At 72.3% G+C, this 22,790-nt stretch carries 19 protein-coding genes; 7 read left to right on the plus strand and 12 right to left on the minus strand.

What is annotated here, in order from left to right; translation table 11 throughout:
• Window positions 1-39 precede the first annotated feature (39 nt).
• Window positions 40-408: a DUF3499 domain-containing protein gene (locus D0Z08_RS02230; RefSeq protein WP_118922182.1), complete on the minus strand. Its 369-nt coding sequence runs from the start codon at window positions 406-408 to the stop codon at window positions 40-42.
• A 51-nt stretch (window positions 409-459) separates the two neighbouring features.
• Between D0Z08_RS02230 and D0Z08_RS02235 the strand changes: the two genes are divergently transcribed.
• On the plus strand, window positions 460-909 hold the full coding sequence (locus D0Z08_RS02235; protein ID WP_118922184.1) for a metallopeptidase family protein: 450 nt from the start codon (window positions 460-462) through the stop codon (window positions 907-909).
• A gap of 13 nt (window positions 910-922) precedes the next feature.
• Here the strand turns inward: D0Z08_RS02235 and D0Z08_RS02240 are convergent, their stop codons facing one another.
• Genes D0Z08_RS02240 through D0Z08_RS02255 form a run of 4 tightly spaced genes read right to left on the minus strand, consistent with a single transcriptional unit; the run spans window position 923 to window position 6,375 of the window.
• Window positions 923-1,696 carry a hypothetical protein gene (locus D0Z08_RS02240; protein ID WP_118922186.1) on the minus strand — a complete coding sequence of 258 codons (774 nt, stop codon included), beginning with the start codon at window positions 1,694-1,696 and terminating at the stop codon, window positions 923-925.
• A 14-nt stretch (window positions 1,697-1,710) separates the two neighbouring features.
• Window positions 1,711-3,165, minus strand: coding sequence for a DUF5719 family protein (locus tag D0Z08_RS02245; protein ID WP_118922188.1), 1,455 nt, complete (start codon window positions 3,163-3,165; stop codon window positions 1,711-1,713).
• Window positions 3,162-6,062 carry a glycosyltransferase family 2 protein gene (locus D0Z08_RS02250; protein WP_118922190.1) on the minus strand — a complete coding sequence of 967 codons (2,901 nt, stop codon included), beginning with the start codon at window positions 6,060-6,062 and terminating at the stop codon, window positions 3,162-3,164. The genes D0Z08_RS02245 and D0Z08_RS02250 overlap by 4 nt, the downstream gene beginning before the upstream one ends.
• A gap of 55 nt (window positions 6,063-6,117) precedes the next feature.
• Complete coding sequence (locus D0Z08_RS02255) at window positions 6,118-6,375, minus strand: WhiB family transcriptional regulator (RefSeq protein WP_182481099.1); 258 nt, start codon at window positions 6,373-6,375, stop codon at window positions 6,118-6,120.
• A 165-nt stretch (window positions 6,376-6,540) separates the two neighbouring features.
• Between D0Z08_RS02255 and cofD the strand changes: the two genes are divergently transcribed.
• From cofD to D0Z08_RS02270, 3 genes are read left to right on the plus strand one after another with little or no spacing between them, the layout of a single operon-like run.
• Window positions 6,541-7,554 carry a 2-phospho-L-lactate transferase gene (gene cofD / locus D0Z08_RS02260; protein ID WP_118922194.1) on the plus strand — a complete coding sequence of 338 codons (1,014 nt, stop codon included), beginning with the start codon at window positions 6,541-6,543 and terminating at the stop codon, window positions 7,552-7,554.
• The gene (locus tag D0Z08_RS02265; protein ID WP_118922196.1) at window positions 7,554-8,492 is read left to right on the plus strand and encodes a coenzyme F420-0:L-glutamate ligase; all 939 of its coding nucleotides are present in this window, start codon (window positions 7,554-7,556) and stop codon (window positions 8,490-8,492) included. Before cofD ends, D0Z08_RS02265 begins: the two co-directional genes overlap by 1 nt.
• A gap of 42 nt (window positions 8,493-8,534) precedes the next feature.
• Window positions 8,535-9,281 (plus strand): DUF3105 domain-containing protein, encoded by a 747-nt coding sequence (locus tag D0Z08_RS02270; RefSeq protein ID WP_245993549.1) that lies wholly within the window; start codon window positions 8,535-8,537, stop codon window positions 9,279-9,281.
• Here D0Z08_RS02270 and D0Z08_RS02275 read toward each other — a convergent pair whose 3' ends face one another.
• Entirely contained in the window at window positions 9,282-10,376 is a 1,095-nt protein-coding gene (locus tag D0Z08_RS02275; RefSeq protein WP_118922198.1) for a mannose-1-phosphate guanylyltransferase, read from the minus strand.
• A 109-nt stretch (window positions 10,377-10,485) separates the two neighbouring features.
• Between D0Z08_RS02275 and D0Z08_RS02280 the strand changes: the two genes are divergently transcribed.
• Window positions 10,486-11,214, plus strand: a complete 729-nt coding sequence (locus D0Z08_RS02280) for a TIGR03089 family protein (RefSeq protein ID WP_118922200.1) — start codon at window positions 10,486-10,488, stop codon at window positions 11,212-11,214.
• 40 nt (window positions 11,215-11,254) lie between these two features.
• On the opposite strand, the gene D0Z08_RS02285 is transcribed toward D0Z08_RS02280, so the two are convergent.
• The 4 genes from D0Z08_RS02285 to D0Z08_RS02305 all read right to left on the minus strand — a co-directional run bounded on the left by D0Z08_RS02285 (window position 11,255) and on the right by D0Z08_RS02305 (window position 18,232).
• Window positions 11,255-13,387 carry an FG-GAP-like repeat-containing protein gene (locus tag D0Z08_RS02285; protein WP_118922202.1) on the minus strand — a complete coding sequence of 711 codons (2,133 nt, stop codon included), beginning with the start codon at window positions 13,385-13,387 and terminating at the stop codon, window positions 11,255-11,257.
• Window positions 13,388-13,818: 431 nt separating this feature from the next.
• Complete coding sequence (locus D0Z08_RS02290; protein ID WP_118922204.1) at window positions 13,819-14,589, minus strand: ABC transporter ATP-binding protein; 771 nt, start codon at window positions 14,587-14,589, stop codon at window positions 13,819-13,821.
• Complete coding sequence (locus D0Z08_RS32860; protein ID WP_245993552.1) at window positions 14,589-15,623, minus strand: ABC transporter permease; 1,035 nt, start codon at window positions 15,621-15,623, stop codon at window positions 14,589-14,591. The genes D0Z08_RS02290 and D0Z08_RS32860 overlap by 1 nt, the downstream gene beginning before the upstream one ends.
• A gap of 575 nt (window positions 15,624-16,198) precedes the next feature.
• Window positions 16,199-18,232 carry a glycosyltransferase gene (locus D0Z08_RS02305; RefSeq protein WP_118922208.1) on the minus strand — a complete coding sequence of 678 codons (2,034 nt, stop codon included), beginning with the start codon at window positions 18,230-18,232 and terminating at the stop codon, window positions 16,199-16,201.
• 95 nt (window positions 18,233-18,327) lie between these two features.
• On the opposite strand from D0Z08_RS02305, the gene D0Z08_RS02310 reads away from it, so the two are divergent.
• Together D0Z08_RS02310 and D0Z08_RS02315 are read left to right on the plus strand one after the other, a co-directional pair.
• Complete coding sequence (locus D0Z08_RS02310; RefSeq protein ID WP_147381290.1) at window positions 18,328-19,491, plus strand: hypothetical protein; 1,164 nt, start codon at window positions 18,328-18,330, stop codon at window positions 19,489-19,491.
• Between the two features lie 51 nt (window positions 19,492-19,542).
• Entirely contained in the window at window positions 19,543-20,949 is a 1,407-nt protein-coding gene (locus tag D0Z08_RS02315) for a hypothetical protein (protein ID WP_118922212.1), read from the plus strand.
• Here the strand turns inward: D0Z08_RS02315 and D0Z08_RS02320 are convergent.
• Together D0Z08_RS02320 and D0Z08_RS02325 are read right to left on the minus strand one after the other, a co-directional pair.
• Window positions 20,906-21,988 carry an iron-containing alcohol dehydrogenase family protein gene (locus D0Z08_RS02320; RefSeq protein ID WP_220453981.1) on the minus strand — a complete coding sequence of 361 codons (1,083 nt, stop codon included), beginning with the start codon at window positions 21,986-21,988 and terminating at the stop codon, window positions 20,906-20,908. The genes D0Z08_RS02315 and D0Z08_RS02320 overlap by 44 nt on opposite strands.
• Window positions 21,976-22,713, minus strand: coding sequence for a phosphocholine cytidylyltransferase family protein (locus D0Z08_RS02325; RefSeq protein ID WP_245993555.1), 738 nt, complete (start codon window positions 22,711-22,713; stop codon window positions 21,976-21,978). The genes D0Z08_RS02320 and D0Z08_RS02325 overlap by 13 nt, the downstream gene beginning before the upstream one ends.
• Between the last annotated feature and the right edge of the window lie 77 nt (window positions 22,714-22,790).

Here is a 22,790-nt window from a genome sequence, read left to right on the forward strand (position 1 = left end):
CGCCGACACGGCGCTCCCTCGGGACGCGCTCGGGGTTGGTCAGTCGTTCGTCAGGACCCGCAGGTGACCGCGGCGCGTGACCTCGCGGCCGGTCTCCTGGGAGGCGTCCAGCACGGCGGCCGGACGCGGTGTCATCGGGCGTGCGGCCTCGCGGACGGCGTCCGCGAGCGCCAGCAGGTCGTCCTCGGTCGGGCCGGGCACCGCCTGGTCCAGGGACAGCCGCAGGACCTCCCACCCGCGGGGTGCCGACAGGCGCTCGCTGTGGAGGTCGCAGAGGTCGTAGGCGTGCGGCTCGGCGTACGTCGCCAGCGGGCCGAGGACGGCGGTCTGGTCGACGTAGACGTAGGTGAGCGTCGCGACCGCGTGGCGGGCGCAGGCGGTGCGCGAACAGCGCCGGGCGAGACTCACGCGGCAGACGGTACCCCGTCGGGGGCACCGCGGCGGATAGGCTCGCGGCTCGTGGAGGACTCCCGACCGGCACCGCGTTCCCGGCGTGACCGGCGCGGCCGCGGTCTCCGCGGCCCCGCGGCGCTCGGGCACCCTGGCTGGGGCCGGCCGCCCCGGCCGTGGAACCAGGGCGAGTCCTTCGACCGGATGGTGCTCGACGTCGTCACCGCCATCGACGAACGGTGGTCGGACCGCCTCGGCCTGGTGGAGTACGCCGTCGAGGACACCCCTCAGCTGCCCGACGACTGGGAAGCCGGGTCGGTGCCCCTGTCCTCACTGGTCCGCGGGTCCGGCGCCGTCCCGACCCGGCTCGTCGTCTTCCGCCGGCCGCTGGAGCACCGGGCCAGCGATCGCGCCGAGCTCGAGGCGATGGTGCTCACCGTCGTGGTGGAGCAGGTGGCCGAGCTGCTCGGGATCCCGCCGTCCGACGTCGACCCCCGCTACCCCGACGACCTCGACTAGCGATCCTTGGTCGCTAGCGGCCGAGGAACGACCGCACCGCACGGGGATCGATCTGCATCATGGAGACGACGGGGATGCCGTCCTGACGCCAGCCGTCAGCGACCAGGTCCGGGATCGCGGCGCGATAGGTGTCGCTCACGTCGCCGGTGCGGACGAACAGGTCGGCGTCGGTGGGACACTCAAGCCCGTAGTTCTCGTCCGGGACCCAGCCCCGCTGGGCGAGCTGCTCGTAGAGCGCGTCGGTCACGAGCAGCACGACCTCCTCGGCGGCCTCCACCGACTCGTTGGCGAGCATCGCGCCGGACAGGCCGACGACGTACTCACCGTCGGGGAGGTCGAGGTCGGTCAGCGTGGCCCGCACCCGCTCCCACGTCCACGCCAGGTACCGGGCGTGGTCATCGGCCACCCCCGTGGTCGTCCCGTCGACGACCGCCTGCGCCGACCTCGGCTCGACCTGCACCATCGAGACCAGCGGGATCCCGTCCTGGTGCCACGCCTCCCTGACGAGCTCCGCGATCGTCGCCCGGTAGGCGTCGCCCACGTCGCCCGCACGGACGAACAGGTCGTCCTCCGAGGGGCACACCAGCCCGCCGTGACCCTGGTCCCGGATCCAGCCCCACCGCTCCAGGTCCTCGTAGAGGTCGTCGGTGACCAGCAGCTCGACCTCGTCGACGACCTCCAGCGACTCGTTGGCGAGCAACGCGCCGGACAGGCCGACGACGTACTGCCCGTCGGGAAGCTCCAGCTTCTCCAGCGCGGGACGGAGCAGGTCCCAGGTCCACGGCATGGCGTCTACTCCCCCTACTCCGGGCGGACGACAGGGATCTGGGCGGTGGTCTCTGCGGGCCGCAACCGCAGTACGGCGACGCGGTCACCCGTGAGCACGACCGAGCCGACGATCGGGGTGTTCCTCGCCTCGACGGTGACCAGGACCGCTGCGTCCGGGATCTTCAGGCTGTGCCCGCGGTCGGCGCCGATCTCGGTCCGCTTCCCGTCGAGCAGCACCCTGCCCCGCGCGTCGGTCGCCGTCACCTCGACCACACCGGCACGGATCGCGCCGGCGAGGACCAACGACTTCGGCCCGGCCGGCACGACGACCGTCGTCGGCTGACCCTCGCCGACCTCGGTGGACGGCGCGATCAGCCCGAGGTCCTCGCCGAGCACGCGCACGGACGCGACGAGAGGCTGCGCCGACACCACCTCCAGGCCGAGCGCCCCGCCGGCCGCCTCCCTGGTCAGCACCTGCGACAGCGGAACCTGTCGCACCGTGCCTCCGGGGATCCGGACGTCGTCGAGGCCGGCCGGGGTGAAGACCGCCCTGTCGGAGACGACCCGCACCGTCGCGCGGACCTCGTCCTCGCCGGGGTTGAAGAGGGACACGTGGCCGGCGGCGTCGGCGGGCACCCCGAGCAGCAGGTTCTCGGTCGCGGGCCGCGCCTGGGCGGGCAGGAAGTCGACCCGCGGCGCGCTCCGGCCGAGGGGGTCGTAGGTGTGCCGCACGGTCGTGGCGACCCGGCCGCGCACCACGGTCAGGTGCGCGGCGAGCGTGCCGCGCCGCGGCGCGACCCGTGAGAGGTCGATCCTCATCACCTGGTGCCCGGGGACCCGGATCCCGTGCAGGTCGTCCTCCTCGACCAGCCCGGGCCGGCCGTAGATCGCGATCTCGACGACGGCGGGGCCGTCGTCGGGGTTGACCAGCTCGATCACCGAGGACTGCTTCGCGGCCGCACCGATCCCGACGTACCACTCGTCGAAGGTCGGGGCACGGCACTCGGCCGCGGCACGGGCCGCGCCGGTGCGGCCCGCCACCAGGCCGGGCGCCGCATCGTCCTGGCCGGTGGCCACCACGTCGCCGTCGGTCGCGACGGAGGTCAGCTCGCCCGGCCGGACGTCGACCGGCCTGCGCTCGGCGAGCACGGCGCCGTCGCCCTCGGCGACGTCCACCGCCACCCTGCCGCCCTTCACCTTCGGCACCCGCGACAGCACCACGTCGCCCGCCGTGCTGCTCGCCGCTGCGGCGCAGACCACGGACGCGTCACTGAGCGGCGCTGCCGACGGGGGCGCCGCCGGCCAGGTCTGCGACTCGTCGCCGTCGATCACGGCGAAGGCGGCGGCGACGACGGACGGCAGCACGATGCCGAGTACGACGAGCACATCCACCTTGTGCCGTTGCACGATGCCGCGCCGTCCCGGCGCCGTCGCCCCGGCGCGGTCGGCCCGGCGGCCGGTCCCCTGCTGGTCGCTCTGGTCGCTCATTCCATGCTCCTGGGCCTGCTCCTGCGCATCGTCGGGAGTCCGAGCACCACGACCACGGGGATCGCGACCGCCTGGAGCACCAGCAGCAGGATCCGCGCCCACGAGCGCGGTCCCTCGGCCGACGTGGGCTCCGGCTCGCGGAGCACCTGCCAGGCACGGGTCGTCGGATCCTCCGCACTGGCCCGCTCCAGGCCGGCGGTGGCGTCGAGTCGGGTCGCGACCGCGCCGTCGGCCGGTGCCGGCTGCACGACGTAGCGGATGCCCCGCTCGGTGAGGGCGTCGACGGCCTCCGGTGCGGGAGCCGTTGCGAGGTCACCGACCAGCGTGGTCGCGTCCGCGTCCTCGTCGGTCAGGGCGGCGATCTCGTCCTCGCCCAGGGTCGGGCCGTCGCCCCGCTCGACCTGGTAGGTGAGACCGTCCGCGACGCTTCCGCGGACGACGAGGATGCCGTACTCGGGGGCCTTCTGGGCCTGCTGCGACATGTAGACCGGAATGCCGCTCTCGGGGTGCGACTGCAGCTCGTCGCCACCCCATCCGGCGAACCAGACCAGTCCGGCGACCGGCACCGCCGCGGCGACCAGGCCGACCACCGCGGTGGCCGCCTGCGCGACCCGCGGGAGCACGACCGGCGACGGCGAGCGCTCGGTGAGCGCCATCGCGCCGAGGAGCGCGGCGGTGATCCAGGCGCCGTGGACGACGAGCAGCACCGGGCCGAGGCCGGGCTGCTGCGTCGCGGCGCCGTAGACGTCGACCGTGGTGAGGCCGAGCGGCACCGCCACCACGGCGGCGACGGCGGCGACCAGCCAGCACAGCACGACACCGATCCGGGTCGGCCGCGGGACCAGGGCGAGCAGCGCGAGCACCGGGAGCACCAGGCCGAGCCACCACGGCGCTCCGAGCTCGCCGAACCGGCCCACCAGCACGTCGAGACCGTCGGTCGGAGCCGTCGGCCAGCGACCCACGTCCAGGAACAGGCCACCGCCCGCGCCCTCCCACACGGCCGGCAGCCACCAGGGCGCGAGGAGCACGGCCGGCACGCCGAGCGCGGTCGCGGGCGGGCCCCACACGGACCGGTCGCGGATCGCGCTCCGCACCACCACGGCCGATGTGGCGACCACGACCGCGCCGAGAACCGCACAGAGCCACCAGGTCACCGGCGCGACGGCGGTGAGCAGGGTCAGCAGGAAGCCGGTCCGCCAGGCCGCGCGCCAGCGCCGCGCCGCCTCGGGCTCGGCGAAGCCGAGGGCGGCGTGCGCGAGCCACGGCAGCACAGCGGCGGCGACCACGACGCCCCAGCGGCCACCACCCCACGCGCCGGCGACGAGCGGGACCAGCGCATAGCTGGTCGCGCCCCAGAGCAGGAGCCACCGCGGGGCGCCGTACCGGCTGATGAGTCGCCCGATCACCCGCAGGAACCGCCACGCGCCCCACAGCGCCAGCGGCGCCGCGGCGACGAGCAGCACGGTCATGGTGGTGACGGTGCCGAGGAGGGTGGCGGCGAGCGCGAGCGGCAGGACGTACGGCGGCGCGGGCACCGCGCTGCCGAAGCCGATCGGGTGCCAGCTCTCGTAGTGGAGGGCCCACCAGTCGCCGGCGCCATCAGGGACCGGCGACAGCGCACCTCCGCTGACCGCGCCGAACGCGTCCCGCGCGCCGATCACGAACGCGAGGGCGGCCACCGCGAGCGCGACCGCGACCGGGTCGGTGAGGAAGCGGGCGACCAGCCCGGTGTCCTCGAAGTCCTCGTCGTCGTCGGTCTTGTGGCGGGCCACCGGCGGCGACGGATCGCGCTCGGCGGCCGCGGCGCGGCGCCGCTCGGCGACGTCGGCCGCCTGGTTGCTGGCGGCGGCGGCGAGGTCGCTGACGAGGTCGAGGCCGTGGCGATAGGGCAACCACCACGGGGCGAGGAGTCGCGTGACCCGATCATGGTCGGGGGGCGCGGACTGGCGTTGCCGTCGCTGCCTGCGGGCCTCGAGCAGCGGGCCGGGCCGGCTGTAGACCGAGACGACCGCAGCGAGCTCATCGAGCGCCTCCCCGACCGACCGGACCACGAGGAAGCCGAGCATCCGCAGCACCGAGCCGAGCGCCAGGCGCACCGCCTGGAACGGCAGCGCCCTGCCGCGACAGTTGGCGAGCAGCGTGAACAGGGCCGCCCGGCGCTCCTGGTAGTGGGTGTGGCGACCGGTGAGCGGCGTCCGTCGGATGCCGCGGTGCGCGGCCTCGGCGTGGAAGACCACGGCCTTCGGCACCACCAGCGTCGTGCGGCCGGCCGCGGCCGCGCGCCAGCCGAGGTCGATGTCGTTGCCGAACATCGGCAGGTGCTCGTCGAAGCCGCCGAGCTCCTCGAGCGCCGTACGCCGGACGAGGAGGCCGGCGCTGTTGACCGCCAGCACCTCGCGGACGCGGTCGTGCTGGCCCTGGTCGTACTCACCGCGCTCGAGGCCGGTCTCCCGTCGCCCGGTCGCGCTGACGGTGACGCCCACCTCGAGCAGCCGCTTCAGCGACGGCCACTCCCGGAGCTTGGGACCGAGGAAGTCGGCCTCGGGCCGGGCGAAGGCGGCCGCGAGCAGCTGCTCGAGCGCGTCGGGCGCCGGGTTGCTGTCGTCGTGCAGCAGCCAGACCCACTCGGGGTCGAGGCCGTGCTCCTGCAACGCCGCGGTCGCCAGCGCCACGGCCTGCGGGTACGACGTACGGCCGCTCTCGCGCAGGACGCCGACGGGAAGCGCCGGGTCGGCAGAGAGTGCGGACTCGATCAGGTCGGCGCTGCCGTCCTTGCTGCCGGTGTCGACCGCGAGGACGCCCGCGATCGGCGCGGTCTGTGCCCGGATCCCGTCGAGCACTGCCGGCAGCCACGACGCGCCGTCGTGGCTGACGAGCACCACCGCGACATCGGACACGAGGAGCGAGCCTAGTGGCGCAGGGCCAGCGCTCCGAATGCGAGCCGCTGTGCGGTTATACCGCTCTCTTCTTCAGCTTGCGTCGCTCACGCTCGGACAGGCCGCCCCAGATGCCGAAGCGCTCGTCCTGCATGAGCGCCGCCTCCAGGCACTCGACCCGGACCTCGCAGGTCTGGCAGACCTTCTTGGCCTCGCGCGTCGACCCGCCCTTCTCCGGAAAAAATGCCTCGGGGTCGGTCTGCGCGCACAGCGCGCGTTCCTGCCACCCCAGGTCCTCGGTGTCCACATCCTCGACCAGGAATAGTTCTCTCACCGTTCCGCCCCTTTCGACCCCCATGTGCCGTTAACGACACTAGTGGAATTACACGCATGTCATACCCACGTAGTCAAGCCCGAATCTGCTATACGCAAGCCGTTATCACGGTCGCTCTCCGCCCCCGCGGCGGGGCGGGGCCGCCCAACCGGCAGAGTTGAGCCCATGAAGAAGCTGACGGTGCTGTCGGGAGGCATGGGCGGGGCACGGTTCCTCCGGGGCCTGCTGCACGGGATCACGGCCGGCACGCTGCCGGGAGTCGACGCCGACGCAGAGGTCACCGTCGTGGCCAATACCGCCGACGACTGGTGGATCCACGGCCTCAAGGTCTGCCCCGATCTCGACACGGTGATGTACACGCTGGGCGACGGCATCGACCCGGGCCGCGGCTGGGGACGGCGCGACGAGACCTGGAGCGCGAAGGAGGAGCTCGCGGCGTACGGCGTGGAGCCCACCTGGTTCGGGCTCGGCGACCGGGACATCGCCACCCACCTGGTGCGCACCCAGCTGATCGACGCCGGCTACGCGCTGTCGCAGGTGACCGACGCGCTCTGCAAGCGGTGGCTGGAGCCGGTGTGGGGCGACCGGGTGCGGCTGCTCCCGATGACCGACGAGCGGGTCGAGACCCACGTGGCCGTCGCCGACCCGGCGTCACCGAGCGGCCGCCGCGTCGTGCACTTCCAGGAGTACTGGGTGCGGCTGCGCGCCGAGGTCGCCGCCGAGACCATCGTGGTCGTCGGGCTCGACGACTCCTCGCCCGGCCCCGGCGTCCTGGACGCGATCGCCGGTGCCGACCTGGTCGTGCTGCCGCCGTCCAACCCGGTGGTCTCCGTCGGCACCATCCTCGGCGTCCCCGGCGTGCGGGACGCCCTGCGCACGACCGCGGCGCCGGTCGTCGGCCTCTCCCCCATCGTCGGCGGGAGCCACGTGCGCGGCATGGCGGAGCAGCTGCTCGCGACCATCGGGGTCGAGGTGAGCGCGGCCGGCGTCGGCCGGCACTACGGAGCACGCAGCGCCGGCGGCGTCCTCGACGGCTGGCTGGTCGACGAGCGCGACGCCGGCGAGGTCGCGGCGCTCGAGGAGGCCGGGATCCGGTGCGCCGCCGTACCGCTGATGATGACCGACCACGACGCCACCGCCGCCATGGCCGCCGCCGCGATCGAGCTGGTCGCGGGCTGATGCTGACGGTCACCGCACCCGACGGGGTGCCGGAGGTGCGGGAGGGCGACGACCTCGCCGCGCTCCTGCTACCGGTGGTCGATCTCGCCGACGGCGACATCGTCGTCGTCACCAGCAAGGTGGTGAGCAAGGCCGAGGGGCGGGTCGTCGACGGTGACCGCGAGGAGTGGATCACCGCCGAGACGGTCCGCTCGGTCGCCCGCCGTGGTGCCACCCGGATCGTGCGCAACCGGCTGGGGCTCACGATGGCCGCGGCCGGGGTCGACGCGTCGAACGTCGCTCGCGGCGCCGTCGTACTCCTGCCGCTTGACCCGGACGCCTCCGCCGCCCGGCTGCGGGCCGCCATCGCCGAGCGCACCGGCCGCAACGTCGGCGTGATCGTCACCGACACCGCCGGCCGCGCCTGGCGCGAGGGCCAGACCGACATCGCGGTCGGTGCCGCCGGCGTCGTCGTCCTCGAGTCCTTCGAGGGCCGGCTCGACGAGCACGGCAACGAGCTCGCCGTGACCGCCCCCGCCGTGGCCGACGAGATCGCGTCGGTCGCCGAGCTGGCGCAGGGCAAGCTCGGCGGCCGCCCGTTCGCCGTGGTCCGCGGCCGCGCCGACCTGGTGCTGGATCCGGGCGACGACGGTCCCGGCGCAGGGGCGCTGATCCGCCCCGACGGCGGCGACCTGTTCGGGTACGGCGCGCGCGAGGCCGTGCTGCGGGCCCTGGTCCGGCACCCGGCGGACGCGGCTCCGTTCGGTGCGCCGGTCACGTCCGACGAGCTGGTCGAGCTGCTCACCTGGTTCGGTGTCGACGCCCGGGCGGCCGGCGACGTCGTACGGTGTGCCGGCGACCAGCCCGAGCTCATCGAGATCCTTGCGTTCGTCCACGGCTGGACCGTCGACCCGGTGCCCGACGGCACCGATCTCCGCTTGTCAGTGGTGAGTCCGTAGACTCACCGCGACCCGCCCCACGACATCGAGGTAACCCGCACCGTGGCCAAGACCACCAAGTCCGAGAAGTCGGACCGCCAGAAGGTCATCGACGACATCCGGCGCAAGCAGAAGAGCGCCGAGAAGCGTCAGGGCTTCATGATCGTGGGCATCTGCATCGTCGCCGCGGTCGTCATCGTCGGCGTCGCCGCCTTCAACCCGATCCGCACCTGGATCGAGCAGAAGAAGTACGACGACGAGGCGCTCGCCGACATCGGCGGCCCGGCCTCCTCGTGCGGCGAGGTCACCACCAAGGCGGCCGAGGGCCAGTCGGACCACCGGGAGGGCGAGCAGCTGACCTACCCGGAGGCGCCCCCCGCCTTCGGTCCGCACTGGGACCAGCCGGACACCATCGAGGACCGCTTCTACACCGAGGACTCGCGCCCCGAGATCGAGACGCTGGTGCACAACCTCGAGCACGGCTTCACCATCCTCTGGTACGACGAGGAGGCCGCCGACGACGCGTCGACCATCGGCGAGATCAAGGCGATCGCCGACCGCCTCGACGACAGCGACACCAACAACCGGCTCTCGTTCAAGGCCGTGCCGTGGACCAGCGACGACGGCGAGGACTTCCCCGACGGTCAGCACATCGCCTTCACGCACTGGAGTGCGGACCAGGCGACCGGCAAGTCCGAGGGCGTCTGGCAGTACTGCTCCGAGCCCAGCGGCGAGGCACTCGAGCAGTTCATGAAGGACTACCCCTACTACGACGCCCCGGAGCCGTACGGCGGCTACACCGGCCAGTAGTCAGGTCAGCTCGGGGCGCCCCTGCTCCTTGAGCTCGGCGACGACGGACTTCACGTCCTGCGCTGCCTCGCGCGACGCGACGAGCAGTCCGTCGGGAGTGTCGATGACGACGACGTCGTCGAGGCCGAGCACGGCGATCACGCGGCCGGAACCGGGCACCACCAGCCCGGTCGACTGGCGCGACAGGACCAGGTCCGGGTCGCCGAGGACCGTGCACTTCTCCGCGTCGCCGAGCAGCCCGGCCAGCGAGTCGAAGTCGCCGACGTCGTCCCAGCCGAAGCTGCCCGGCACCGTGGCCACCCGGCCTGCCGCCGCGGCGGGTTCGGCGACTGCATGGTCGATGGCGACCTTCGGCAGGCCGGGCCACCGCTCGTCGAGCCGCTCGGGAGCGCCGGCGAGCTCGCGGAGGGCAGCGGCGAAGTCGGGGCTCTGGTCGGCGAGCAGGTCGAGCAGGACTCCGGGCCGGACGACGAACATCCCGGCGTTCCAGCGGTACTGACCTGTCGCGAGGTACTCCTCGGCCACGCTCACCGACGGCTTCTCGACGAAGGCCTCGACGACCCGCGCCTGCTCGTGCCCCGGCAGGCCGTTCCCCTGGCGGATGTAGCCGAACGCCGAGCTCGGGAAGGTCGGCTCGATGCCGATCGTGACCAGCCAGTCCTCGCGCGCCGCCGCGACCGCCTGTGCGACCGTACGGCGGAACGCGGCCTGGTCGGCGATCACGTGATCGGCGGCGAACGAGCCCATCACGACGTCCTCGCCGGTCTCGCTCGCCCGGCGCTCGAGGATCGCCGCGGCGAGCCCGATCGCGGCCATCGAGTCGCGCGGGGACGGCTCGGCGATCACGGACTCCGGTCCGAGCTTCGTGAGCTGCGCGCGGACGGCCTGCTCGTGCGCGCGGCCGGTCACGATGAGGAACCGGTCGTCCACCAGCGGGGCCAGCCGGTCGTGCGTCTGCTCGAGCAGCGTGCGCCCCTGGCCCGTCAGGTCGTGGAGGAATTTAGGGGACGACGACCGTGAGAGAGGCCAGAGGCGGGTGCCGGCACCGCCGGCCGGAACCACCGCCCAGAACGCGTCGATCTCGCCGTCAACCACGTCAAATACCCCCAGATGCTCGTGTCGCAGACCTCGGCCACACTAGACGACCGCCATCGCGGACCGACCGCGCGGTGGGGCCCGAAGGCTGCGGCCTATCCTCGGCACCGTGTCCGCCTCCACGTTCGCTGCAGTGCTCGCCGGCCGCCTGCGCGGCGAGCCCGGCCGTCCACTCGTCACGTTCTACGACGACGCGACGGGCGAGCGGGTCGAGCTGTCCGTGACGACGTACGCCAACTGGGTCGCGAAGGCCGGCTCCCTCCTGGTCGACGAGCTCGGGCTCGAGCGGGGCGACACGCTGCGCGTCGACCTGCCGCCGCACTGGCTCACCCCGGTGTTCCTCGGAGCCGCGTGGAGCGCCGGCCTGGTGGTGACCGACGCAGACGACCCCACCGCGGTCGTGTGCGGACCGGACCTCCTCGACCGGTGGGCGGGGGACGCCGCCGATCGCGTGGTGCTCGCCTGCTCGTTGCTGCCGCTCGGCGTGCGGTTCGCCGCGCCCGTGCCACCGGGCGTTCACGACGTCGGCGTCGAGATCTGGTCGCAGCCCGACGCGTTCACACCCTGGGACCCGCCGACGGAGGACGATCCTGCGGTCGACCGGTCCGGTGTCCGGCTCTCCCAGCAGGAGATGTGGGAAGCGGCCGCCGCCGGGACTCTCGTCACCGGCAACGGCCGCCTCCTGGTGGCCGCGAGTCCGGCTTCCCCACCGGAGCTCGCGACCTTCACGGAGCCGCTCGCGAAGGGCGGCTCTCTCGTCCTGGTCACCCGGGCCGGACCGGAGCGGCTCGAGGCGATCCACGTCGCCGAGCACGCCACCGACCGCTTCCCCGCCTGAGTGCCAGGCACCTCATCCGAGGCCCATCTGATGCAGGGCATCAACCGACCATGTCGTACTCCCCGGTGTCTCCCGCGATCGCGACCGGCGTCCGGAAGCCGCCCACGCTGCCGGGGATGACCCACAGCTGGCCGCTGCTCGCCGTACGGGCGATCAGGTCGCTGTGCCCGGTCAGCTCGACGTCGTCGACGCCGACCAGCCAGTCGTAGCCGCCGATCGGGAGCGACAGGGACTTGTGACGGGTGAACCCACCCGGGCCGTTGCCGTAGTAGAGGACCAGCCCGGTACGGGTCCGGATCAGGCTGTCGGGTGCACCGTCGCCGTTCCAACGTCCGATCGGGATCTGCTTCCGGCCCCGGATCGGCGAGTACGCCGCGAACGGCTTCCGCAGGCCCCTGGCGCCGTTGCCCGGGTAGATCTGCATCGAGCCGCCGGCGGGCTGGCCCATCAGGTCGGGCTTGCCGTCGCCGGTGAAGTCCCCGACCGCTGCGAGCTTGGTGACCCGACGGAACCCGGTGGCGAGCTGCGTGGGTGCGGCGAACGTGCCGGACCCCAGCCCGCGGTAGAGCGAGAGCACGCCGTCCTGCTTGACGATGAGGTCACCCCGCCCGTCGAGATCCCAGTCGCCGGCCTTGAGGATCCTGTCCGCCGCGGGGAGGACCAACCCGGTCGACACCTTCGCGCCGAGCTTGTAGCCGGTGTCGGTCGGCACGATCGGGCGGACGAAGACCATGCCGTCGGTCGCCCGGCGGAGCACCAGGTCCGGCCGGTCGCTGCCGACCAGCGAGGACTCGAGGTCGCGGCCGTCCCACCCCTGCTGAGCCTCACGAGCCAGGGTGCGGATCCGGTCGATCCGGTTGTAGAGGTAGGTGCCGGGACAGGCGGTCGAGCCGGCGTCCCGGTGGCCGTTGATCGCCTTGAAGTACTTGGACGTGACGTACTGACGGGGGTCGCCGGCGTCGACGCCGTGGAGCGAGAGCTTCCACGCGAAGAGCGCGCCGTACGCCCGCACCATGGCCCGGCTCGGCCGCGCGGTCTCGAAGTTGCCGATCGCGGACATCGCGAACGCGTTGTCGTTGTAGCCCAGCGTGTGGGCGCCGACGACGGGGCGGTCCACGCCGCCGTAGCGGCCCTCCCAGATCCGGCCGAACCGGTCGACGAGGAAGTTGTAGCCGACGTCGCTCCAGCCCTGCGACTGCGTGTGGTAGGCGTAGATGCCGCGGAGGATCGACGGCACCTGGTCGCGGGTGTAGCCGTTGGCGTTGACCGTGTGGTGCACGAACCCGGCGTGCACCTCGTAGTAGTGCAGTGACGGCGCGTCCCGCAGCCGTTCGTCGGCGCCCCACTGCGCGCGGGAGAAGATCTTCGGCTTCGGAGCGGTGACCGCCGCCCGCAGCCCGAGCTCGCCCTCGCTCGTCGTGGAGGTCCCCGTGGCGTCGTCGCCGTCGAGGGTGTCGGTGTCGATCTCGGGCAGCTCCCGGGCGGTCGTCGTCGCCTCGCCCGGGTCGATGACGGCGAGCTTCAGGTCCGCCGGCGCGGCTGCGTCGGTCGCGACCCGGACCTGGACCTGGTCGACCTCGCCGACCAGCAGTGGCGCGGTGCCCGGGCGGGCGTGCCGCCCCTCCCTGCTGTCGGGGTCGGGTGCGTGCTCGTCGTGGTAGGGCACGTCCGTCCAGTCCGACCACGCCCCGTCCTGGAAGGTGCGGGCCTCGACCGCGAGCGCGTCGTCGGACACCTCGAGCCCGTGCTGCCAGGTCACGCCGACGGCGCCGTACCCGAGCACGGGAACCGCATCGCTGGTCAGCTCCTGGCCGCCGGTCGTCGTACGACGGCTGGTCGCGCGGAGTGCGCCGGGCGCCAGTCGGGCGCCCTCGGGCGCGGTCAGGCTGTACTCCGCGACGTCCGGGGTGACCGCCGCGGTGGGCACCGTCGCGGGCGCCGTCGCGGCCTGGAGGCGGGCGCCGGATTGGGTACGGGCGTCGACCGGAGACGCCGGCCGGACGTCCATCGTGATCGTGCGCGCGGCCGGCGTCAGCGCGGCCAGCACGAGGCCGAGCGCCAACAGCTGCTGGCACGCGGTCACGAACCGGTTGCGCCGAGCCGTACGCGTGCGGAGGGCACGATCGTCGGTCTCGACCGCGTCCTCGGGGCTCGGGTTCGGGCTCGCAAGCATGGTGAATCTGCTCCATCAGTGTGCGGGGAAGGAGTCACACGGGTAGCAACTTTCACATGCGTCACAGAGGCTGGGAAGAGTTTCTGAGTAACTACAAACGTGTAATTACCAGCCGACACGCCGACGGTTTCGAGATTTGTCAAGTCGTCCCCGGCTGGGCGCTGAACGGCCTGCAGGTGACGCTTCTGCGCGTGGCGTGGTGCGCCCGCCGGCCGTGTCCGACACGCTCGGCCTCCCACCCCCCGCTGCCGGCCAGTCGCGAAAACGCGGCAGGCGAGGCGGAGGGAGCGAGGAACGAGCGACCGGAGCCGAGCCCAGCAGCGCTTTCGCGATGCCGGCCGGTGAGCCTCCAAGCAGCCGTTGGGTCCGCCTACGACAACTGCGAGCCCGGCAGCGTGGCGCGACGAAGGAGCGACACGCTCGGGCAAATCCTAGATGTCGTCGCCGGTCTCTTCGTCGGCGAGCTCTTCCTCGTCGTCGCCGTCGTAGTGGAGGAAGTGGATGCCTTCCTCGACTCCCCCGTCGAAGACCAGCCGGCCCTCCTCGAGGACGAGGACGCGGTCGCACATCCGGCGGACCTGGCCGGCGGCATGGCTGACGTAGAAGATGGTGCGCCCGCTGGCGCGGACCTCCTCCAGCCTCTCCAGGCACTTGCGCTTGAACGGCTTGTCGCCGACGGCGAGCGCCTCGTCGGCGAGGAAGATGTCGGAGTCCACGTGGACCGCGATCGAGAAGCCGAGCCTGGCGTTCTGACCCGAGGAGTAGTGCCCGACCTGGGTGTCGAGACGGTGACCGAGGCCGGCGAACTCGACGATGTCGTCGAACTTCCGGTTGGTCTCCTTCTCGCTCATACCGAGGATCGCGGCGTTGAGGTACAGGTTCTCGCGGCCGGTCAGCTGCTGGTGGAAGCCCGCACCGGTGGCGATCAGGCCGGCGATCCGGCCCCTGGTCAGCACAGTGCCAGTGTCGGGTTTCATGACGCCGCTGATCATCTTCAGCAGGGTGCTCTTGCCCGAGCCGTTGAGGCCCATCAGGCCGATCGACTCCCCCTGTTCGACGGTGAACGAGACGCCGTCGATGGCCTTGAAGTCGGTGCTGGTCTCCTGGCCGCGGATCTTGGCCATGGACACCTGCTTCAGTGTCCGGTGGAAGCGGAGGTTGAACGTCTTGGTCGCGTCGTCGACCACGATCGAGGTGGTCATCAGAGGCGCTCCGGGATCCGGTTGTCGAGCTTGCTGAAAACGAGCTGGCCGATCACGAGCACCACGAACCCGACACCGACCATGATGAATCCCCACATGAACAGGTCCGGCGGCAGGTCCGTCTCAGCCGTTGTCGCGGGGTCTTTGGTGGTCCCCACCCAGAACCCGCGCTGCACCAGGAGCACGCAGTCTGCGAGCGGGTTGAAGAGGTAGTACTTCGCCCCCTCACCGAACCGGTCGTCGACCAGGCTGTACGGGTAGATCATCGGGACGCTGAACCGGATGAACATCTGCATGATGCTCACCAGCTTGCCGAAGTCGCGGAAGTACACGTTCGCGGCGCTGAAGAGCAGCGCACAGCCGGTGCCGAGCAGCATCGCGATGAACATGCTGAGGCCGAACGCGGCCATGCCGACCGCGTCGGGCACCCAGCCGTACGCGAGGCACGCAATGACCAGGATGACCAGCTGTGGGATGACGTGGAACAGCGACACCAGCATGGAGGCCACGGGGAACATCTCCCGCGGCATCGGCAGCTTCATCACGATCGCCTTGTTGCCCACGATCGATCGGGTGCCGGCTCCGAACGTCTCGGTGAAGAAGTGCACCAGGATCAGGCCGCAGAAGATGTGGATGCCGAAGTTCTCGACCTGGTCGTGGAGGCTGAGGATCTCGCCCATCACGAACCAGTAGACGAAGAACTGGCAGGCCGGCCCGATGTAGGACCACAGCAGGCCGAGGAACGACGCCTGGTAGCGGGCACTGATCTCCCGCTTCACCAGCAGCTTGAGCAGATAGCGCTTCTTGAAGACCGCGGGCAGGCCGTTGTCGGCGGTCGGCGGCCTCAGGGGGACGCCCGCGATCGCGGCCGCGTGGGCGGCCCGGGCGACCTGGGCTTTCGCCGCAAGCTCGGCCTGGTGGGCGAGGCGCCGCTCACGTCGGGCCCGACGGCGCTCCTGCGGCGTGAGGTCGGCGTCCGACTCGAGGGCGGGTCCGACCTCGGGTTCGGCCTCGACGGGCGTCGCAACCGCCACCGCCGATGAGGCGTGGGCCGGCTCCGGGCGGGGGGCTGAGTTCGGACCGGGGGCTGGTTCCCAGACGGAGGGTGGCTCCGGGGCGGGGGCCGGCTCGGGAAGGGGCGGTGGCTCCCAGACAGGGGCTGGCTCCGGGGCGGGAGGTAGCTCCGGGGCGGGAGCCGGCTCCGGCGCGGGGGCGACCGGCACCGGCCCATCCAGCCCGAGTGCCTTCTCGTGGGCGCGGCGCGCCTTCGCGGCACGCTTCGCCTCCCGCCTCAGGCGGCGCCGCGAACGCCGCGAAAGCCGTTCGGGCTGGGGAGCGAAGGCTGGCTCGGAGTAGACCGGCCGAGCCGGCGCAACTGCGGCCGGTGGCGGCGGAGGCGAAGGAGGCGGCGCCGCGACCGGGATCTCGACCTGGACGGGTCCGGGTGCGGACTCAGCAGCCGGATCGGCGACGACCGTCGGGAACGGCGGTGCATCGGGGTCGCCGTACGGCGGCCTCGAGACCTGCGGCGCGATCTGCGGAGGTCGGCGACGGCGCCTGACCCGCTCCCCCGCGTGCTTGCCCACCGCTCGACGCCGAGCGCCCAGTCTCATTCGTCGTCGATGCCTTCGAAGGTCAGCTTCCAGCGCTCGGGCGAGGTCAGCTCGGGCAGCGCCGAGCGCCACCGCTCGGCCAGCTCGTCCCACTCGCGGTAGAGCTTGGCGTGCATCTTGAGCGAGCGCGTCATCTGGTCACGGAACTGGGCAGGGTCACGGCGGTACCACGAAGCCGCGACACCGTCGGCGGACGAGACGATCGCCGAGTCGAAGTGCGCCAGCCGGTACCACCGCTGGTCGACGTGGGGCACGATCCCCTCGGGGTGCTCTCCCGCCAGCTCGCGGGTCGGGAGCGCCTGGCGGACCAGGCCCATCGCGGCCATCTTCGCCTTGCCGACCGTGGTGGACGGCACCGGGATCCCCTTGCCCCGCTTCGGCGGCTTCTTGCGCCGGGGGGACGGGAAGGCGTCCAGCTCGGGCTCGGCCTGGCCGTCGTCGTACTCGTCGCGCAGCGCACGGACCTCCTGCAGCCGGTGCAGGATGTCGTGGTGCATGCGGTCGGGGCCGTCGAGGACGTCCTGGAGCGCGAGCAGGATCGTCTCGCCCGTGCCGTACTGCATCGACATCAGGCGCTTGGTGTGGTTCTCGAGGGACTCGCGGACCAGCTTGCCGCCGTGCGGGTACGGCGAGTGCAGGAGGCCGGACACGAGCCGGTTGCGCTCGTGGAAGTAGGCCTGCCAGTCGAGCGTGTCGTCCTTCTCGGTCCACGGCACGTGCCAGACGGCGACGCCGGGCAGCGTGACGGTCGGGTAGCCGGCCGCACCGGCGCGGAGCCCGAACTCGGCGTCGTCCCACTTGATGAACATCGGCAGGGAGAGGCCGATCTCGCGGATGACCTGGGTGGGGATGAGGCACATCCACCAGCCGTTGTAGTCGACGTCGATCCGCCGGTGCATCCAGGACGTGTTGCGGAGCGACTTCTTGGAGAAGTCGTGGCCGTGCACGCTGGGCGCGACCGGGCCCCAGAACCAGCGGTACTTCGCGATCGCCTCACCGTAGGCGTGCATGACCGAGCGGTCGTAGAGGCTGAACATCTGGCCACCGACCAGCGACGGCGTCTTCACCAGGTCGGCGAACGCCACGGCGCGCAGGATGCCCTCGAGCTCGCAGACGACGTCGTCGTCGAGGAGCAGGACGTAGTCCGAGGCGCCCATCGAGGTGGCCTCGTTCATCGACCGGGAGAACCCGCCGGACCCGCCGAGGTTGGGCTGCTCGATGATCCGCAGCTTGCTGCCGAGGCCGGCGGCCGCCGCTTCGTAGCCCGGGTCGTCGACGACCTTGTTGGTGCCCTGGTCGACGACGACGATCTCGTCGATGATGTCGAGCACATCGGGGTTGGACGCCAGGTTGAGCAGCTGCGGGACGCAGAAGTCGGGGCGGTTGAACGTGGTGATGCCGATCGTGATCCGGCCGGTGCGGACGCGATCGGTCTCGAACCCCCAGCTGGCGTCCTCGAGCACGAGCTCGTTGTGGCCACCCTCGAGGTCGAACCAGTACCAGCCGCCGTCGATGAACGGCTTGAGCGGCAGCTCGAAGGTGACCGTCTCGGTCTGGTCGTTGTCGATCCGGTAGGAGTCGGCGCGGACCACGTGGCCCTTCGCGGTCGAGCGGTAGACGATGATCGACCCGTGGCCGCGCAGCTGCGTGGTGAGCCGGACCGAGGTGAACTCGGTCCACCGCCGCCAGTAGCTGGCCGGGAACGCGTTGAAGTAGGTGCCGAGCGTGACCCGGCGCTGCGGGTCGACCGCCACCCCGGCGCCGTCGGTGATCCGGCCGAAGCCGGACATGCCGGCGCCGCCCTCGGAGCCGCCCTCCTCGCCGTCCTCCTCGGTCTCCTCCTCGACGTTCTCGTAGTCGCCGCCGGACTGGCGCGACATCGAGTCGTTGCCGGAGGAGAAGCTGGTGACCCCGCTGACGTAGAGCGACTGGACGTCGAGCTCCTGGTCATCGGGGAGGACCAGCCGTTGCACGACCCGGAATCCCTCGTCGACGGGCGACGGAGAGGTGGCGTTGGCAGCTTCGCTCACGTGGGCTGAGTTCCTTCGACGAAAGGCAAGATGGACGAAGATCAAGGTATCAGCGCAGCGGTGGCTGACCGTGAATCCCCTGCTAGCCTGCGCCGGTGCCGAATGCGTCACATTCCGGCTCGGGAGCCCCCCGGATCGTGCTCCACATCGGCGCGATGAAGACCGGGACCACGTTCCTCCAGCAGCTCCTGGCCGACCACCGGACGGCCCTCGCCGAGCACGGTTTCCGCGTGCCGCGGGACCAGGCGCTTGCGCTGCGTGGCGTGCTCGACGGCACGCCCGGCCCCGACGCGACCACCCGGCGGGACCGGGTCGCCGGCCGGTTCCTCCGCGAGGTCCAGGAGTACGACGGACGCGGGTCGGTCGTGTCCTGGGAGTTCCTGAGCTTCCTCGACCCGTCCCAGGCGCGGCGCCTGCTCGACGCCCTCGCGGGCGTCGAGGTGGACGTCGTCCTCACCGTCCGCGACGCCGCGCGCACGATGCCCGCGCAGTGGCAGACCACGTGCCGCAACGGCACCACGCTCCCCTGGCCCCGGTTCGCGCGGGGCATCGGCGCCTGGCTCGACGAAGGCAGGGACAACCGCGCTGCGCGGCTTTTCCGTCGTACCCAGGGCGTGTCGCAGATGCTCGACGTCTGGACCGGAGCGGTCGGCCGCGACCGGGTCCGGGTCGTGACGGTGCCCCGGTCGGGGGCCGACCCGCTCCTGCTGTGGCGGCGGTTCGCCGAGGCCACCGGCATCGACTCGGACCTCGCGGTCGATCCCGACGTACGACGCAACCCCTCGCTCGGCCACCCCTCCTGCGAGCTGCTGCGGCTGATCAACGTGGTGCTCGCCGGCACCGCCCCGGCCGGGAGCGAGCAGGTGATCCGGGCCGTGGTGGCACCCGACCTGGAGACCCGGGCCGGGAGCGAGCCGCCGGTCCGGCTCGACCGCCGCGGCCGCGAGGTGGCCGCGGCGTGGAACGGACTGGTGCGCGACGCCGTCACCAGCGCCGGTGTCGCGGTCATCGGCGACCTCGACGACCTGCCCGTCGCGCCGCCGCCCGACGCCGAGGACGCCCACCGTCCCTCACCTGCCGAGCTCCTGGCTGCGGCCGAGACCGCGCGCGCCGGCCTGCTCGGGCTCGGTGCGACGCCGGCAGCGTCGACCCCGACGGACTTCGACGGCGCCGTCGACGAGCTGGCAGCCATGATCCGGGAGGTCGCGGGCGTCGACCTCACCGAGGCGCGGCGGGCGCGCGGCCGCGGCCGCCGCTGAGCCACCCACCCGCTTGGTGGTCGTTCGGACGCAGCGGCTAATGTCCGGCGCATGGCCCTGCGACGGCTGGACCGCGATCGAAGCGACAGGCCCGCACCCGTCTACCTCCACATCGGTGGACCGAGCACGGGCACGACGTACCTCCAGCGGCTTATGGCCGCCAACCGCGAGGAGCTCACCGAGCAGGGCTTCCTGCTGCCCGGGCGCAGCTGGCGCGACGTCGTGCTCGCCACCCACGACGCCCTCAGCTCGGCGCCGAAGACCGACCTCGTCCGCGCCGCCGGAGGCCGGTGGGACCGGCTCGCCGAGGAGATGCTCGCGCACCGCGGCCGGGCCACGGTGCTGTCGATGGAGTTCCTCTGCTGGGCCAAGCCGCCGGCCGCGGAGCGGATCATCGCCTCGCTCGGCGACGCCGAGGTGCATGTCGTCCTGACCGTTCGCGACACGGCCTCCGTCCTCCGGTCCCAGTGGCAGACCAACTGCCGCAACGGTGCCGAGGTGCCGCTGCGCCGGCTGATCTGGGGACTGCGGCAGTCCGTCGAGAAGGACGGCCCGCCGTCGAGCCGGCCCGAGCGGATGGTGGACCGGTCGATGGGCGTCCCGCGGATGATCGACACGTGGGTGCCGCTCGTCGGCGCCGACCGCTTCCACGTGGTCACGGTCCCGATGCACAGCTCCGACCCGGACCTGCTCTGGAAGCGGTTCGCCGGGGTCATCGGCATCGACCCGTCGCGGTGCCGCGAGCGGTCCGTCGAGAGCAACGCCTCGCTCGGCCTGCCCTCGAGCGAGCTGATGCGGCTGCTCAACATCGAGCTCGGCCCGATCACCCGCACGGAGTACCTGCGCACCATGAAGGCGCTCCTCGCCCGCGACATCCTCGGCGAACGCGCCGACCAGGAGCGCAAGGTCACCCTGAACCGGCCCGGTCGCAACCTCTCCGCCCGGTGGAACGACCGGATCCGTCAGGCGGTCTCGACCAGCGGCGTCGACCTCGTCGGCAGCCTCGACGACCTTCCCGTCGAGCCGCCCGGAAAGGACGTGCCCGTCGAACTCGCCATGCCGACCGACGAGGAGCTGCTGTTCGCCGCGGCCTGGGCACGCACCGGCCTCGAGCGGGCGATCGGGGAGCTGGAGACCACGATCGCGACACTCCGCGAGGAGCAGGAGCACGACGCCGGCGCGCCGTCCGCGGACGACGACGACCACGACGAGCACGAGCACGACGACCACGACGAGCACGACGGGCACGACGGGCAGGACGACGGGGACGACGACCCCGACGACGCCGGCCTCGACCGACGTGCGGTGCTCGAGCGGCAGCTGCGCGACCGGACCCCCGAGGTCGGGCTCGCCCTGACCGAGATCATCGGGCTGGTGCGGAAGGCGATGCCGCTCGGCACCGAGGTCGCAGCGCTCAGGGTGCGGCCGTCGTCTCCACAGCCCGACCCAGGCGACTGACGAACGCGGCCACTCGTTCGCGGACCTGCTCCTCGTCCAGCGCGAGGTGCTCGAGGATCGTGTAGCGGTCCGGCCGGGTGCCCGGAGCGGCCAGTACGGCGGCGACGAACTGCTCCTCGGTGAGCCCGATCTGCTCCGGCGACACCGCGAGCCCGTGCCGGGTGAGGCAGTCGGCGATCTGGACGAACCGGGCGTCGTCGCCGCGGAGGAAGGTCGCGAAGAGCGCGCCGATGCCGGCGAGCTCGCCGTGGTTGGAGACCCCCGGGTAGAGCTGGTCGATCGCGTGGATGATCTCGTGGCACGCGCCGCTGCACGGCCGCGAGGTGCCGGCCACCGACATCGCCATGCCCGACAGCACCAGGGCCTCGGCGAGCGCGATGAGGAACCCGTCGTCGTCGATCGAGTCCGTGCGGTGCAGGATCGCCTCGCCTGCCGTCCGGGCGAACGCCAGCGCGAGGCCGTCGACGCTCTCGTCGCGCTCGCGCTGGGCGAGCAGCCAGTCCTCGATCGCGGACAGGTTGCTGACCGCGTCGCCGATGCCGCCGCGCACCATCGCGGGCGGCGCGTTGCGGACGTAGTCGAGGTCGACGACGACGGCGAGGGGCAGCGCGACGCCGTACGAGCCCTTGCCGTGGGGGTGCTCGAGCGACGCGACCGGCGAGCAGATGCCGTCGTGCGCGAGGTTGGTGGCGACCGCGACCATCGGGAGCGCGGCGCGGGTGGCGGCGTACTTCGCGACGTCGATGGTCTTGCCGCCACCGATGCCGACGACGGCGTCGTACCCCTGCTGGCCGAGTGCTTCCTGGAGGTCGCCGGCCGAGCTCAGGCTGCCCTCCTCCACCTGGAAGACGGTGGCGTTCGGCAGCGACGACTGGACCCGCTCCCAGATCTCGGCGCCCTGGCCGGAGCCGACGGCGACCATGACCGTGCCGCCGCTGGTGATCGCGCGCTCGTGCAGCAGCGCGGCGAGGTTGTCGACGGCGCCCGCCCGGATGTCGAGGTGGAGCGGGCTCGCCAGCATCCGCGCTAGTAGCGGCATGCGATCTCCCTGGCCTTCGCCAGGTCCTCGTGGTTGTCGACCTCGACCCACGACGTGCCCGACGGCAGCGGCGCGATGTCGATCCGCAGCCCCCGGTCGACCATCTCCTGGTAGCCGTCCTCGTAGTAGAGGTCCGGGTCCCGCTCGAAGGTCGTCTTCAGCGCGTCCGCGAGCTGCGGGACGGCGGCCGGCTCGATCAGGGTCGCGCCGATGTACTCGCCGTACGCCGTCGCGGGGTCCATCAGCTTGGTGATCCGGGTCAGCGCGCCGTCGTCCGAGACCTGGACCTTCATCTCCTCGTCGGCGAGCTGCTTCTCGGCGTCGATGGCGAGGAGCACGTCGGGACCGCGGTGCTTGAGCAGCGTCTCCTCGACCGACACCGGGTGCACCGTGTCGCCGTTGACCATGAGCACGCCGTCGCTCATGTGGTCGCAGGCGAGCCACATCGAGTAGGCGTTGTTCCAGATCTCGGCCTTGTCGTTGTGGACGAGCGTGATCCGGACGCCGTACCGCTTCTCGAGCGCGGCCTGCCGCTCCTCCACCGCGCCCGCGGCGTAGCCGACGACGATCAGCACGTCGCGCAGGTCGACCGCCGCCAGGTTGCCGAGCGCGATGTCGAGGATCGTGTCTCCCCCGTCTGCGCCGTCCCGCACCGGCACGAGCGCCTTCGGCAGCGTGTCCGTGTACGGCCGCAGCCTTCGGCCGGCTCCGGCCGCCAACACCATCCCGATCACAGTGGATCCCTTCAAGAACGCGAGTCCCCCGCACCTGCGAGGGCGACGGGCAAGGCTATCCTGCCCGG

The organism is Nocardioides immobilis (genome assembly GCF_003515065.1).
GTDB lineage: Bacteria > Actinomycetota > Actinomycetes > Propionibacteriales > Nocardioidaceae > Nocardioides > Nocardioides immobilis.